Annotated in this window: 14 protein-coding genes, 1 tRNA gene and 1 pseudogene (1 of these 16 only partly in view); 15 read left to right on the plus strand and 1 reads right to left on the minus strand. The window is 59.4% G+C overall.

The features are described from left to right. Window positions 1–28: 28 nt before the first annotated feature. From F4Y00_02275 to F4Y00_02285, 3 genes are read left to right on the plus strand one after another with little or no spacing between them, the layout of a single operon-like run. Entirely contained in the window at window positions 29–2,095 is a 2,067-nt protein-coding gene (locus F4Y00_02275) for a hypothetical protein (GenBank protein ID MYE03789.1), read from the plus strand. 31 nt (window positions 2,096–2,126) lie between these two features. Continuing rightward, window positions 2,127–2,765, plus strand: coding sequence for a hypothetical protein (locus F4Y00_02280; GenBank protein ID MYE03790.1), 639 nt, complete (start codon window positions 2,127–2,129; stop codon window positions 2,763–2,765). A gap of 32 nt (window positions 2,766–2,797) precedes the next feature. Beyond that, window positions 2,798–3,688, plus strand: coding sequence for a dienelactone hydrolase family protein (locus tag F4Y00_02285; protein ID MYE03791.1), 891 nt, complete (start codon window positions 2,798–2,800; stop codon window positions 3,686–3,688). Window positions 3,689–3,759: 71 nt separating this feature from the next. On the opposite strand, the gene F4Y00_02290 is transcribed toward F4Y00_02285, so the two are convergent. After that, on the minus strand, window positions 3,760–4,287 hold the full coding sequence (locus tag F4Y00_02290; protein MYE03792.1) for a ferritin: 528 nt from the start codon (window positions 4,285–4,287) through the stop codon (window positions 3,760–3,762). Window positions 4,288–4,680: 393 nt separating this feature from the next. On the opposite strand from F4Y00_02290, the gene F4Y00_02295 reads away from it, so the two are divergent. Then, the gene (locus tag F4Y00_02295; protein ID MYE03793.1) at window positions 4,681–4,908 is read left to right on the plus strand and encodes a ferrous iron transport protein A; all 228 of its coding nucleotides are present in this window, start codon (window positions 4,681–4,683) and stop codon (window positions 4,906–4,908) included. Continuing rightward, window positions 4,905–5,126: a ferrous iron transport protein A gene (locus F4Y00_02300; GenBank protein MYE03794.1), complete on the plus strand. Its 222-nt coding sequence runs from the start codon at window positions 4,905–4,907 to the stop codon at window positions 5,124–5,126. The genes F4Y00_02295 and F4Y00_02300 overlap by 4 nt, the downstream gene beginning before the upstream one ends. A gap of 100 nt (window positions 5,127–5,226) precedes the next feature. Then, the gene (gene feoB, locus F4Y00_02305; GenBank protein MYE03795.1) at window positions 5,227–7,626 is read left to right on the plus strand and encodes a ferrous iron transport protein B; all 2,400 of its coding nucleotides are present in this window, start codon (window positions 5,227–5,229) and stop codon (window positions 7,624–7,626) included. A 297-nt stretch (window positions 7,627–7,923) separates the two neighbouring features. Further along, complete coding sequence (thiO, locus tag F4Y00_02310) at window positions 7,924–9,075, plus strand: glycine oxidase ThiO (GenBank protein ID MYE03796.1); 1,152 nt, start codon at window positions 7,924–7,926, stop codon at window positions 9,073–9,075. 45 nt (window positions 9,076–9,120) lie between these two features. Then, the gene (gene thiS, locus F4Y00_02315; protein MYE03797.1) at window positions 9,121–9,411 is read left to right on the plus strand and encodes a sulfur carrier protein ThiS; all 291 of its coding nucleotides are present in this window, start codon (window positions 9,121–9,123) and stop codon (window positions 9,409–9,411) included. 2 nt (window positions 9,412–9,413) lie between these two features. Further along, the gene (locus F4Y00_02320; GenBank protein MYE03798.1) at window positions 9,414–10,202 is read left to right on the plus strand and encodes a thiazole synthase; all 789 of its coding nucleotides are present in this window, start codon (window positions 9,414–9,416) and stop codon (window positions 10,200–10,202) included. 147 nt (window positions 10,203–10,349) lie between these two features. Continuing rightward, window positions 10,350–11,900, plus strand: a complete 1,551-nt coding sequence (locus F4Y00_02325) for a sulfatase (protein MYE03799.1) — start codon at window positions 10,350–10,352, stop codon at window positions 11,898–11,900. A gap of 57 nt (window positions 11,901–11,957) precedes the next feature. Next, entirely contained in the window at window positions 11,958–12,788 is an 831-nt protein-coding gene (locus tag F4Y00_02330) for a thiamine phosphate synthase (protein MYE03800.1), read from the plus strand. Beyond that, complete coding sequence (gene thiD, locus F4Y00_02335; protein MYE03801.1) at window positions 12,785–13,600, plus strand: bifunctional hydroxymethylpyrimidine kinase/phosphomethylpyrimidine kinase; 816 nt, start codon at window positions 12,785–12,787, stop codon at window positions 13,598–13,600. The genes F4Y00_02330 and thiD overlap by 4 nt, the downstream gene beginning before the upstream one ends. A 60-nt stretch (window positions 13,601–13,660) precedes the next feature. Continuing rightward, a tRNA-Arg gene (locus F4Y00_02340) sits at window positions 13,661–13,734 on the plus strand. 122 nt (window positions 13,735–13,856) lie between these two features. Beyond that, window positions 13,857–14,262: hypothetical protein (locus tag F4Y00_02345; GenBank protein MYE03802.1), on the plus strand; the 406-nt coding region annotated here is incomplete at its 3' end. Then, window positions 14,216–14,262: pseudogene (locus tag F4Y00_02350) on the plus strand (hypothetical protein) (it continues 1,155 nt past the right edge of the window). The gene F4Y00_02345 and the pseudogene F4Y00_02350, both read left to right, overlap by 47 nt.

Below are 14,262 nucleotides of genomic sequence, written 5' to 3' on the forward strand. Positions count from 1 at the left end.
TGGCGGAGGGAGTAATGCGCCCCGAGGCATGGATCCTTCCTGGGATGCGGTATGGTATTCGGATGTACGCACAACGCAAGAGGGGTGGGCTGTGGAGATGCGCATTCCGTATAGCATGCTGCGTTTCTCGGAAGCGCCCACGCAAACATGGGGGGTTCACTTCACACGCAGGATTCCCCGGCTCGGCGAACAGTCTGAGTGGCCTCATGTGCCCCGCACGGAGCGAACCAACCTGGTGGCCCGATTCGGGCGTCTGGAAGGCATTCGGGATGTGAAGCCCCGACGCAACGTGCAAATCATACCCTATACCGTTACCGGAGTGAACACCCTCGAAAGCGAGGAGGTCGCCGGAAAACGGGCAAGCAGCCGCACCTTCGATGTGGGCGGGGACCTGAAGGTCGGTCTTGGCACGAATGTTACGCTGGATGGGACGATCAACCCGGATTTCGGTCAGGTCGAGGCCGATCCGGCGGTGTTGAACCTTACGGCGTTCGAAACCTTTTTTCAGGAGCGTCGCCCCTTCTTTGTGGAGGGTATTAATATCTACGAATTTTCAGTCGGTCCCGGACGGCTTCTGTATACGCGCCGCATCGGGGCGGATGCCCCCATTATTGGCGCCACGAAGCTTTCCGGACGTACAGGCTCAGGCCTTTCTTTTGGTGTATTGGGCGCCGCCACGGGATCCGATTTCAGTCCTTCGCGAGGGTATGGCGTCGGACGGGTGAGCCAGCAAATCGGATCCTATTCGAGCGCCGGGGGCATCGTAACCCTGTTCGAAGCATCCGATGTAGGCGGGGATCACTTGCGAAGCCTGGCGGCAGGCGCGGACTGGGATCTCCGATTTCTCCAGAACCGGTATGGCGTTGAGGGATTCTTTGCGCTTACGAACCGAAACTGGATCGATGCGGATATCGACGGAGAGACCGGGTTCGCCAGCAAGCTATGGGCGCGCAAACGACAGGGAGCCTGGTACGGATTTGCGGGACTGGACGTATTCAGCGATGCCTTTAATCCAAACGATATAGGCCAACTTCGCCAGAACAATTTCATTGCGTTTCTCTCCTCCATTCAGCATCAGGTCAATGGCGGAAGGCCCTTTGGCCCTTTCTCGCGCGCCGGAGCGCGTTTTTTCTTCGTTCAGGAATTTTCCTACCGGGAAGGGCTGGATCTCGGACAGCGCCTGGATTTCGGTTCGCGGTGGACGCTCCGCGGTTTCCAGTCCATAATTTTTGGCCTTGAATATGAAAATCCGTTCGGAGGGTACGATTTGTACGAGACACGAGGACTGCTGCCCTGGTCCCCACCAGGGAGCTTTGCCATTCAAGGGCGGTTCCAAACCGACGAAAGACGCAACTGGCAAATCGAGCCGGGACTGGATTTAGCATTTTACGGCGATGGAGGCACAGAATCGGAAGTCAGCCTCGAAGGACAATGGAATGCCAGTAATCGGTTGTCGTTGTCCGCCCAAATAGAAGGCGAGTGGGAACGCGATGTGCAGGCCTGGTCCGCAAACGAAACCTTTTTACGCTCCGGATCCGGTTGGCGTATCGGGGAGGAGGCGTCCCATCCGGATGACTTGACCTATTCGGATTTTGTAGCGTTCGACGATCACGGAACGCTTGACGCCATTCTCGCCGGTGTCGATCCCACGGGCGTCGACCAGTATTACGTATCCGTATTTGGCGCGAGGGATACGCGTTCGGCGGACATTACGCTGCGCGGTACGTTTACCCTGACGCCCAAGCTGTCCTTGCAATTGTATAGCCAGCTTTTCGCAGCGACGGGACGCTACGACCGTTTCCGGATTCAGCAGGATCGGGACCGCCTGACTGACTTTGATGCCTATCCGAAGCGGGATGAGTTTGCATTCAGCAGTCTGAACTCCAATCTCGTGCTGCGCTGGGAATACCGTCCCGGCTCTGTACTGTTCGTCGTCTGGACACATGGCAGAGAAGCGGAAGACATATTGAATCCTCTCGCACCTATGGTCCGTTCGCCCTATGACCGTTCGATCAACGATCAATTCAGCAATACTTTTGATGTTTTCCCGGAAAACGCCTTCCTGATCAAGCTGAATTATAACTTCCTGAATTAGGGCCTGTTAACACTATCCTCGACTCTACTGCATGAAAACGTGGATTGTGTCGCTTGTTGGTGTTTTAATCGTCGGCGTTACCGGCGATATATCTTCTCATGCGCAACCCATACCTGTTGAATTCATGGCGGGTCAGCGCTATGCATTGGTCAATATGGTGATGAGTAAACAATTCAACACGGATTCCAATATTGGTTTCTTTCACGTGAATAGCCTCACTATGGACTACAAGGATAAAAGCGAGGATAATCTGGTCGTGCAAAATATGTTGTTTTATGAGCCATTGAGAAATTTTCGGATTGCGGGGGGCGCCGCGTACGCGACCAAGCCTGGATTCAGTCCCGCTGCAGGACTGCAATATATCCATGTAGGACCGCATTGGTTTGTCCTTTTTTCTCCTCGCATTACCATTGAAAGCAATCCCTCCTATACTATGTTCGCCATCGTGCGATATGCGGCCAGGATAAATGAGAAGTACAATCTCTATACCTCGCTGCAGGCATTGAACGTGTTTGATGCACACGAACATATTACCAGTTCTCAATGGATTCGCGCAGGGCTGGATCGTCACGGTCTGCAGTTTGGGGTGGCTGTCAATTTCGATGAAGCCGGTCCGGATCCGAAAGTGAAAATCAACGCCGGGTTGTTTATACGCCGCGAAATATTTTAACCGTACCGCTTGCCGAACGGAGGGGCATTCCGATGAAGAACATTGAAAACGGGCGGTTGGGTCAGGAGGTTTTTGATCTTTTCGATCGCTATGTCCATGGCAAGATCGATCGCCGCGAGTTCATGGAACGGGTCTCCCGGTATGCCGTGGGCGGGCTTACCGTCGCGGCCATTATCGATTACCTGTCCCCGGATTATGCTGCTGCACAACAGGTGCGGGCGGGGGATCCGCGTCTGGATGAAGAATACGTCGAGTATGACTCACCGAAGGGCGGGGGCAGAATGCGGGGCCTGTTGTCCATGCCGGTCGGCAATGAATCCAGGCTGCCGGGTGTGGTGGTGGTGCATGAAAACCGGGGACTCAATCCGCACATAGAGGATGTGTGCAGAAGGGCGGGGCTGGCTGATTTTATTGCCCTGGCCCCGGATGCGCTAACGCCGCTTGGCGGGTATCCCGGCAACGACGATGACGGGAGGGCTCTGCAGCGGCAACGGGACCGCGAAGAGATGCTGGAAGATTTTATCGCGGCCTATGAATATCTGAAAGCCCACCCCGCATGCAGCGGCAACGTGGGCGTCGTCGGATTCTGTTTCGGCGGATGGATTTCCAACATGATGGCGGTTCGGGTTCCGGGTCTGCTGGCGGCGGTTCCTTTCTACGGCGGGCAGCCTGCTGCGGAAGAGGTATCCTCGATCCAGGCTCCGCTGGTTCTTCATTTTGCAGGGCTTGACGCGCGGGTGAATGCAGGATGGCCGGCGTACGAGGCCGCATTGATGGAGCACCAGAAAGAATATACGGCCCACTTCTACCCGAATGTGAACCACGGCTTCCACAATGACACCACTCCGCGTTATGACGAAGAAGCCGCCAGACTGGCCTGGAAAAGGACCATTGATTTCTTCAATGAGCGGTTGCGCGGATAGGGAGCTGTCCGGAACGTGACGGGCACGTTCACCCCCTGAAATCCAATCCGCGAAATCAAACGTATCCGTTACTACTCTTCCTCTTCTTCAGCCTGGCGTTGGGCGAGCTCCCGGTCGAGCAGGAAGAGGCTGGCGCCGGAATCGCCGACGAGGCGCAGGTCATCGATGATATCGCGGGCGGATTCTTCCTCTTCTATTTGCTCGTCGACGAACCATTGCAGCAGCGTCTGCGAGGCATAATCGCGTTCTTTGTTTGAGAGCGCGTAGAGGTCGTTGATGCGCCGGGTGATGTACTGTTCGTGCTCCAGGACGAGTTCGAAGATTTCGAGGGGCGTCTCGGCTTCGTACGCCGGCGTCGGCAGTGCTTTCAACCGCACGACTCCATCGCGTTGGAGGAGGTAATCGTAGAACTTGAGGGCGTGCTGTGTTTCTTCCTGCCACTGTAAACGCAGCCAGTGCGCAAAGCCCTTAAGGTTGAGTTGCTCCATGCGCGCCGCCAGGGCCAGGTACAGATAGGCGGATTCCAATTCAGCCTGGATCTGATCGTTGATGGCGTCCTGCATGGTTTGGCTGATCGAAGACGGTTTCGTTTTTTGCATGGAAATGGTCCGTAAGGGTTGGATAGTGCTTTACGTGTACTGCCGCGTCACGTCATGTCGCTTTGGCGAGCGGTTTTCGTTCGAAGAATACGTCGGAGGGCGTTCGGCTGTCAAGCCCTTGCTTACCTTGCTACTGTCCTGTGTACGCACCGGGTCGTTCTTAGGGCGCCTGTTAACACTATACAGCGGCGCTCTGCGGGGCCTAAACAAAGTAGCGCCAACCGCCTGTCGTTTTACAGCCGATTTTTTGTCGTTGCATATCCACAGGATTCGGAGCACCTTTTTATTGAATTTTGAAGATTTTGTGAAGAGGCATGGCCAACGGGCTATTTATTTGTATTAAGTCTAAATTGACAGCGCTTTATCAGGTTCTGTATTTACGGAAACGAATTCATGGCGCCCCTGACCAGCTTCGGCAACGGCAGCGATATCGAACTGGCCTTTTTAGGCCTTGAGCCGGCCACTGCACAGCGTGTGCGCGAACTCGGCCTGCGCGAAGGCGCGCATGTCGCTATCCTGCAAAACACCGACAAGTTGATTGTTCGTGTGTCCGGCTGCCGCATCGGCCTTCGGCGCGAACTGGCCATGCGCATCTTCGGAAGCCCGGCCGCCGCGTTATGACACTGAAAGAACTCGAGCCCGGCGAGTGTGGTATTGTGACCGGCTTCACAGGCCCTGTCCCGCCCGATCGTCTGTTGGAAATGGGCCTGTTGTCCGGTACGCGTGTCGAAGTCATACGGTATGCCCCGCTGGGCGATCCCATAGACCTGAAAGTGCGCGGATATCACCTCTCGATCCGCAAGCATGAAGCTGCGATGATCCGTGTTGAGCGGGCGTGAGCCTGTCTGTGCAGGATGGCGGCGGGTGAGGAGAAGATAACCGACTTCCGATATTCGCAATTTTCTGGTTCAATATCCCGATCCGGGGTTATCATTTCCGATGGTCGAACCTGAGCCGGTCCCCCCACTGACGGATACGCTGCCCGGCTTGCGCCGGGTTGCCCTGGTCGGCAATCCCAATGTCGGCAAGACGACCGTATTCAATCTGTTGACGGGTCGGCGTCAGAAAGTGGCCAATTACCCCGGCGTCACCGTCGAACGCAAGAGTGGGCGGCTTATCGGGACGGAAACCGTCGAAGTAGTCGATCTGCCGGGGACATACAGTCTTAACCCCAGGTCGCTCGACGAGCAGATCGCCTACGACATGCTCGTGGGACGCATTGAGGGCGAGACGCCGCCCGATCTGGTCGTTTGCGTGGTGGATGCTACCAACCTGGAGCGTAATCTGTATCTGGTTTCACAGGTGATGGACCTGGGTCTTCCGGTCGTTGTGGCGCTGAATATGATGGATGCCGTGCGGGAGAGTGATCTGGCGATCGATACGGAAGCGCTTGGCCAGGCACTGGGTCTCCCGATCATTCCTATGGCGGCGCTTCACAAAGAAGGCCTTGATGCGCTGCGTCGTGCCATCTTCGATATTCCTGCGCCTGCGCCGTCGCGGCGCTGGACACTGATGCCTGCCGTGGCGGCGCATGTGGAGCCCCTGTGCGCAATACTTGCCGAGCATGTTCCTGATCTACCCGAAGATCATCGTTTCAGCGAGGTGTTGCACGCGCTTGTCAATGAGAAAGCCATGGCGTATTGGGCAATACGCGCCCCGGCGTTTCATGAAGCAGTGCTGGCTGCCCGGGAAACTTTGGAGGCCCGCAAGGCGCCTTATCGTCAGGCTGAGATCACGGGACGCTACACATGGCTCGGCCCCATTGTTGCGCAAGCGACGTCCCGGCACAAGGTTTCCTCGAAACAGACATGGTCGGACCGTTTCGATGCGGTGCTGACGCATCGGATATTCGGCCTCCCGATATTCCTTGCCGTCCTCGTGATTGTCTTCCAGGCGGTCTTTTCCTGGGCCGTTCCGGCCATGGATATGATTGAGGCGGCGGTGGCGGGGCTGGGCGCCCTGGTGCGAAGTACGTTGCCCGGCGGTCCCTTTACGGACCTGCTGGTTGAAGGGGCCATCGCGGGGGTGGGCAATGTCCTGATTTTTCTGCCGCAAATCCTGCTGCTTTTTTTCTTCATCGGCCTGATGGAAGATTCCGGCTATATGGCCCGCACGGCGTTCATCATGGACCGGCTGATGAAGAGGGTGGGGCTCAGCGGCGGTTCGGTGGTGCCGCTGCTGAGCAGTTTCGCATGCGCCATTCCCGGCATCATGGCGGCCCGGACGCTCGATAACGAACGCGACCGGATTATCACGATCATGGTTGCCCCGCTGATGAGTTGCTCGGCGCGTCTGCCGGTCTATACCCTGTTCATCGCCGCTTTTATTCCGGCGGGCAAACTCTTCGGGGTTTTCGGCTACCAGGGCCTGACGATGTTCACGATGTACCTTATGGGCACCCTGACCGCTTTCGTAGCGGCCTGGATCCTGAAACGATATGTTTTCAAAGGGTCGGCGTCCTTCTTTGCCATGGAGTTGCCGCCATACCGGCGACCGAAGATGCGATACCTTTTCTGGCGAATGATCGCCCGGTCGAAGATATTCGTTTATCGTGCAGGCAAGATCATCTTTCTGCTGAGCATTGTACTCTGGTTTTTGGCCAGTTATCCGAAAGCGCAACTCGGTCCGGACCTGTTGGCGGAACGAACGGCTATCGAAACCCGGCATCAGGACGCATACGATCGGATCGCGAGGCAGGAAGGTATGCCCGTCCCTGACTTGCTTGCCCAGCCTCCCGTTGTCGAGGCGATGCGTTTTCTCTCGGCCGATCCCGAGAGCGATCCCGAAGCCGGGGCGGCTTTCGACGCCTTGCGCAATCAATACCCCGGCCAGGTTGCCAGCGCCCAGGCGTTGTATGAGGCGCAGCAGAAATACGAAGACGGTTTAGCCCGCCTGGCCGATGCCGAAGCCGGGTACCTGATCCGCCACAGCTTCATCGGCCGGTTTGGCCGCGCATTGGAGCCTGTCATGCAACCGCTGGGCTTCGACTGGAAGATCACCGCAGGCATCATTGCGGCGTTTGCCGCGCGCGAAGTCATTGTCAGCACGCTTGCCACGCTCTACAGTGTCAGCGACGCCGATGAGACAAGCCCTGTCCTGCGCGATTACCTCAAAGCAGACCGTTACCCGGACGGTCGGCCCGTTTTCACGCCGCTGGTGGCGTTGAGCCTTCTGGTGTTCTTCGTGTTCGCGCTGCAATGCATGAGTACGCTTGCCATTGCCCGGCGCGAGACGAACACATGGCGCTGGCCGGTGGTCATGTGGCTATACATGACCGGGCTGGCCTACCTGTGCTCGCTCATCGTCTACCAGGGCGGACTGATGCTGGGGCTGAGCTGAGGCCGCTGCATACGTTTCAGGGCTCGTAGCGCGCCGAATGCGTGTCGTTGTTGTTTCCGGGTATTTCGTCCGTGGACCGGATACCGCCGGATTCGAAAACAGGTGTCCCGTTCCGGTCGTGCATCGTAAAATGAACCCGGCTTCTGTGCGAGGGATAGCCCGTCGGAAGTTTAGCCCGGCCAGGTTTTCAAGATTATTCCCGGTTGCATACCGCGCCCCGGCCTGCTAATTTTCTGAAAATCCACCTGCCGGTATTTTTTGCGGCGATTGTTTTTTCTTTCCGCGCGTTGTTTTCTCATGCCCGATCCTGTGAAAACATCCCGTTCTGACAGACCCGTGCTCATTGTCGGCGGCGGCGTAGCGGGGCTTGCGCTTGGTTGGCGGTTGCTGCATGCCGGTCGGTCCGTACAGCTTTTCGAGCGGGACCGCGCCGGGCGCGGGGCCTCCTGGGCGTCGGCGGGCATGCTGGCGCCGGATGCGGAAATCGGATTCGAGGACCCGGAACTCTACCGGCTCAACCGGGAAAGCCTGCGGAGATGGCCGGCGTTTGCGAAGGCGCTTGAGACGGAAAGCGGAATGGAGACAGGGTTCCGGACCGACGGGGCCGTGCATGTGGCTGCCGACCGGGACGAGGCGGAAGCGCTCCGCCGCCGCTACGATTTCATGAAGGCGCAGGGACTGGACGTCCGATGGCTTTCGCCGGCGGAAGCGCTGGATATAGAACCTTTTATCACGTCCCGACCGGCGGCGGTTCTGTATTCTCCTTCGGATAGCCAGGTGGACAGCCGTGCGCTGGTCGAAGCGTTGCAGGCTTCTTTTCTGAAGGCAGGGGGTGTGCTGCGCGAAGGGGTTGCCGTACGTGCTGTCGAGCCTGATGCGCGGACGCCCGCTGTGATGACGGAAAGCGGCGAGCGGGTGGAGGGGTCGTGCGTGGTGCTTGCCACGGGCGCCTGGTCGCATGGGATGGAAGGACTGACTGCGGATCAGAAACCGCCTGTGCGTCCGGTGCGGGGGCAGATGATGGAATTGCAGTCCGAGCCTCCGTTCGACTTGCAGCATGTCGTACGGAGTGCGCATATGTGCGTGGTGCCGAAGCCCGGCGGACGCGTGCTCGTCGGCACTACGATGGAGGAAATGGGCTTCGATGCGCGCGTTACGGCGGGCGGGTTGTATACCATCCTGGAGGAGGCGCGGAAGATCGTGCCGGGGATCGACGATCTCCCCGTGCGCGATATATGGGCGGGGCTTCGTCCGGCAAGCCGCGATCATTTGCCCATTCTGGGCCCTTCCTCTGCGCCCGGCGTAGTGATGACGACGGGTTTTTACAGGCATGGCATGCTGCTTGCCCCGGTCGCTTCCGAAGAAGTGGCGCAGTACATTCTTTCCGGAGAAACCTCTGCATGGATCGCCCCGTTTTTACCGGGACGTTTCGAGACGGTATCCGCGTGACGACCGGGCCTGTTATGCGGACCCGGCGCACTGGCATGCGCCGCTATGGAAATACAGTGCACCGGCATGCGCCGTCACACGAATACGCCGCAAAAAGGCGGATGGACCATGTCTTCCGAATCTCTCATCGACGTGTTGATCAACGGGGAGACGCATTCCGTGTCCGCGCAGGCGACGGTGTCCGTACTGGTGCGAGAGATGGGATTCGATCCGGCCGATGCGAAGGGCATGGCCGTGGCGGTCAACGACACGGTGGCCCCGAAAGGAACATGGGACAACCATGCCATCCGGTCCGGCGACCGGATTGAAGTGATTGCTGCGCAACAGGGAGGATAGATATGACGGTGAACGGACACCCGGATGTACTGAAAATCGGCGACATTGCGTTGTCCTCCCGGCTGATCATGGGCACGAGCCGGTACCCGAATCCGCGGGTCATGCTGGATGCGCTCGAGGCGTCCGGCACGGAACTCGTGACCGTAGCGATCCGGCGCGTGAACCTGCAGGACACGTCAGGGGAACGCTTTCTGGAATTGCTCAAGCCGTACCGCTGCTTGCCGAACACCGCCGGATGTTATACGGCGAAAGAGGCGGTGCTGGTCGCGCAACTGGCCCGCGAGGCCCTGGAAACCCATCTGATCAAACTGGAGGTCATCGGGGACGACGAAACGCTGCTTCCGGATGTCGAACAGTTGCTCCGGGCGGCGAAGGAACTCGTGGACGACGGGTTTTCCGTGATGGTCTATGCAAACGACGATCCGATCACATGCCGCAAACTGGCCGATCTCGGATGCGCCGCGATCATGCCGCTGGCCTCCCCGATAGGCAGCGGGCAGGGACTGGTGAACCCCTACAATCTGGCGCTCATCCGGGATATCATCCGGGATACGCCGTTAATCGTGGATGCCGGCATCGGCACGGCGAGTGATGCGGCCCGGGTGATGGAACTGGGCTACGACGGGGTGCTTCTGAATACCGCAGTCTCCGACGCGCAGCATCCCGTGATGATGGCTGCCGCGATGCGCCGGGCTGTGGAGGCGGGCCGGCTGGCCTTCCTGTCCGGGCGTATGCCTCGCCGCACCTATGCGCAGGCTTCGTCGCCCATGGAGGGGCGCATCGGTGGATAACGTACAGGGGGCGTCAGAACGGCGCTGCTATGCAAATACGCCGCACGGCATGCGCTGCCATACAAATACGCGGCACAAACGGGCGGATGGACCATGGCTTCCCAATATCTCATCGACATGTTGACCAACTGGAAATTGCCTTCCGTGATGCGCCGCCTGCTCGCAGTATGTTTCCTTGTGCTGAGCGCTCCGACCCCACTCACTGCGCAGGAAAGACCGCCGAACATCGTCTTCTTCCTGGTTGACGACCTGGGCTGGAGCGATATCGGCGTCTTCGGCAGTTTGTTCTACGAGACGCCGAACATTGATCGACTCGCCGAGCAGGGTGTGCGCTTCACGAACGCCTACGCGGCGGCGCACGTCTGCTCGCCCACCCGCGCGGCGCTCATGACCGGCAAGTACCCGGCACGGCTGCGGCTGACAGACTGGTTGCCCGGCCGCAGGGAACATGCCTTCGAGCAGATGCTGAGCGCCGAGAAGTTGGCCGCTCTCCCGCTCGAAGAGGTCACGCTGGCGGAGGCCTTCAAGGAGCACGGCTACCGCACGGCTATCTTCGGCAAGTGGCATCTCGGCACGGGCGAGGCGGGTCCGCTCCACCAGGGCTTCGATGTGCAAGCGCCCGACTTCCCCGGCTCGACTCCACGCGGCGGCTACTTTCCGCCCTACCTGATGAAGGGCCTGACGGTCGAAGGAGAGGACGACGAGTACCTGACCGACCGCCTCGCCGACTTCGCGGTCGAGTTTATCGAGCAAAGCGGCGAAGAGCCGTTTTTTCTCTATCTCTCGCACTTCTCGGTGCACGACCCGATCGAAGGACGCCCGGACCTGGTCACGAGATATCGGGAGAAACTGGCGCGAGCAGCGCCTCCCACGGGGCCTGCCTTCATTCTCGAAGGTAACCCCGATGATCCGGAGCCGCTCTCACGCGCCCAACTGGATTCTCTGCAACAAGAGCCCTCGCATCAGGAGCACCGGGTGCTGCCTATGCGCACAGTCCCGATCAAGCAACACCAGGACAATGTCGAGTTCGCGGCGATGGTAACCGCCGTCGACGAGAGCATGGGACGTGTGCTCCGCACGCTTGAGGAACTGGGGCTGACCGAGCACACGATCATCGTTTTCTACTCGGACAACGGCGGCATGTCGGCGGCCAACTTCGGCAATCCCGCGAGAGTCGTCGACCCGGACTGGTTGGATGTCGCCTACTCGACCTCCAATCTGCCCCTGCGGGGGGCCAAGGGCTGGCTGTATGAAGGCGGTATCCGGGTACCCCTCATCGTGCGCTGGCCGGGCGGGGGCCGGGCCGGCGCGATTCGCCACGAGCCGGTGATCAGCACGGACTTCTATCCGACTCTGCTCGAGATGGCCGGCTTTCCGGCTCAGCCTGACCAGCACGTCGACGGCGTGAGCTTTGCCGCCGCACTGCAAGGCGGCGCGTTCGCACGCGACGCGATCTACTGGCACTTTCCGCACTACAGCAATCATGGTATGCAGAGTCCCGGCGGCGCCATTCGAGCCGGTCCCTACAAGTTGCTCGAGTACTTCGAGAACGGCACGGTGCAACTCTTCGATCTGGAGAACGACCCTGGTGAGCAGCATGACCTGGCCGCCGAGCAACCGGCGAAAGCCGCCGAGCTGCGCGCCCGACTTCAAGCCTGGCGCGAGTCCGTGTCGGCAGCGATGACGACGGCTCGTTGAACGCTCGACGCGCCGCATGTATGCGCGGGCTTCGTCGCCTCTGGAGGGGGCACATCGGTGGATAACGTACGGGAGGATTCAGCGTATTCGGAGGAGTTGACGGGGCATGACAGCCGGGAGGGGTCGAAATCGCGCCGCGCCGGTCTTGCGGAGTTCCCCCGGATTGTATCTCCGCGCGGTTTGCCCCGGCTCATCCTGATCGGGGATGGGTTCACGGATCCCGAACACGCCGACCGGATCGTCGAGGCCGTGGAAGAAGCATCCGGTCGTGTATTCGGAAGACTCTCCGATGAAATAACATCCGGCCCTGTTCCTGAAAAAACTCCCGGGCAAACCCTGTGGGTCCATTTACGGGATCGTGCGGCGTCCGCCGGTCTTTTCCGGGAGTGCGCTGCCCGTCTGGTCGAACGCTTGCGGAATGTTTCTCCGTCGGTTCTGCTTTCCGTAAACGGCCGGCCGGAGGTGGCCGAAGCCTTGCAGTGCGGTTACCATGCCGGGGTGCGCGATGCGCCGCCGGGGTTTTTGTGCGGTCCCCGGCAGCCCTATGGCAGGTCAGCGCACAGCCTCGACGAAGCCCGGACCGCAATGGGGGAAGATCATCGGAATCACCCCCAATACCTTTTCTTCAGCCCCGTTTTCAATCCGCAGGGCAAACCCGGATATGCCGGCGCAGGCATCGATGCACTGCGCGATTTTGTGCACTATGTGCAGGGGCGCGTTCCCGTATATGCCCTGGGCGGTATTACTCCCGAACGGGTAGGGCCGTGTCTTGACGCAGGGAGTTACGGCCTCGCGGTTCTGTCCGGAATTATGCGGGCCGACCACCCCGGAAAAGCTGCCGGTGCCTATCTTACCGCCTTGCGCGCATATTTCGAGGATGCTTCATGAACGTGGCCCTTACCATTGCAGGCAGCGACTCCGGCGGCGGGGCCGGCATACAGGCCGATATGAAAGCCATGCAGGCCCAGGGCGTGTTTGCAGCGAGCGTTGTAACGGCGGTCACTGCGCAGAATACGCAGGCCGTCCTGGATGCCTTCGAACTTCCGCCTGATCTGATCGCAAAGCAGATCGACGCGGTGTACGACGATTTTACGGTGGGTGCTACGAAGACAGGCATGCTTTCTTCCGCAGCGATCATTGAAATCGTGGCGGAAAAGCTTCAGGAGCGCCGGGTATCTCCGCTCGTGGTCGATCCGGTCATGATTTCAAAGAGCGGGTTTCCGTTGTTGCGCGACGATGCGGTCGAGACGCTCCGGGAACGGCTTCTGCCGCTTGCCACGCTGGTCACCCCGAATGCGCACGAAGCACGCCGCCTTACAGGGCTCGAGGTGGATTCGGAGGAGGGCCAGCAGGAAGCCGCCGCGGCCATTCATGCCATGGGGCCTGGGGCGGTCCTGGTCAAGGGCGGGCATGTGGATGAGGCCGGCGATGCGGTGGATGTGCTGTACGACGGCAAGCGGATGCGTGCGTTTCGCGCCCCCCGCATCGCAACGGAAAACACGCACGGAACGGGTTGCACCTATGCGTCCGCCATTGCCGCGAATCTGGCGCGCGGGTTTTCGCTGAAGGAATCCGTTGCGCGGGCCAAGCGATATGTGACCGAAGCCATCCGACACGCCCCTGCGATCGGACAGGGCCATGGCCCCGTAAGTCATTTTTACTTTCTGAAGCAGGTGGACGTTTTTCCCCCGGCGGAGTGAAGGGAGGCACGTCTGCCCGGCGTGAACAAAGAGAGCGGGTCAGAGTTTGTACGGGGTTATGTGCCCGTAGCTCAGCTGGATAGAGCGTCTGACTACGGATCAGAAGGCCGGGGGTTCGAATCCTCCCGGGCACGCATTTCCAAACGCCCCGGAGCGGCCGAAAACGGCGATCCCGGGGCGTTTCTGTTTGCGGAGGTTCGGCCCTTGTATGGGGAATTAGCGTGTAGTATTATCATGCGACACCGGTGCCACCCTCATTTCAGGTGAACTGTCGGGTAAAACCAAAGCAGTTCACCCCGTTTTCATCTCACAAGACGGCAGGACAAGAGCGGTGTACCCTCTATTTCGTGGTTACGGGTTCCAATCGATTCGCGCAGGTTGCCTTTGCGCCAGACAGCGTAAGCGCCACCCGGTTCTTCCTCCCTTCGGGATTGGCAGGCATGTGCTTGTGGGTCTTTTGTTGGCGGTTGCGCCATTTGTACACGGAAGGAGCTTTGGTCAGCTGGTAAGGAGCTGGCCGGTTCATACGGGGCATACGGATTTTGTCCATTCGGTAGCCATTTCGCCCGATAGCAGTACCGTGGCGTCCGCGTCCTATGACGGGACTGTCAGGCTGTGGGATGTGGCTACGGGATCCAATATCAGAACGTTCAGGGGGCATA

Source organism: Bacteroidetes bacterium SB0662_bin_6, from assembly GCA_009839485.1.
Taxonomy (GTDB): Bacteria; Bacteroidota; Rhodothermia; order Rhodothermales; family VXPQ01; genus VXPQ01.